The sequence below is a fragment of the Paenibacillus sp. 598K genome (genome assembly GCF_003851045.1).
Classification (GTDB): domain Bacteria; phylum Bacillota; class Bacilli; order Paenibacillales; family Paenibacillaceae; genus Paenibacillus_D.
In genome coordinates this window covers 518-926 of record NZ_BFBX01000122.1, presented here as the reverse complement: position 1 = coordinate 926, position 409 = coordinate 518, and the positions used below count along the sequence as shown (strand labels likewise).

Below are 409 nucleotides of genomic sequence, written 5' to 3'. Positions count from 1 at the left end.
CGATCATAATCAAGGATCCAATCGCTAAATTGATGGTACAAGGGCCGCAAGGCTTCTCGGTCTGGCGATACAAGGTCCATCCCCCGGTCATCATAGATATGATAGACGATGCGAGACTGCGGCTCAATGATATAGACCCTGGCATCCAAGCAAAGGCGATTCGGAAGAAATAAACCCATGAGCCCTAATAACTCCTCAATATCAACTTCCGACACCAGGCACTGCACCGCATAATGCATGTTGTAGCCCGACAGCTCCTGCGTATCTTCGTCCAGAACCTCCACGCGCTGCAAAAGCTCGATCTGCTGCTTGTCAAAGTAATGCTGAAATGAAATAACTCTCTCCATATAATCTAAGGAGTCATCAATCGGCTCATAAGTTGCGCCTACGATATAGAGAGGCTGGTCCG

Annotated in this window: 1 protein-coding gene; it reads right to left on the bottom strand. The window is 48.4% G+C overall.

The genetic code is table 11. The annotated features are described in order from the left end of the window. The coding region (locus tag PA598K_RS28850) for a DUF3885 domain-containing protein (RefSeq protein WP_185602288.1) at nucleotides 1-409 on the bottom strand (409 nt) is incomplete at both ends.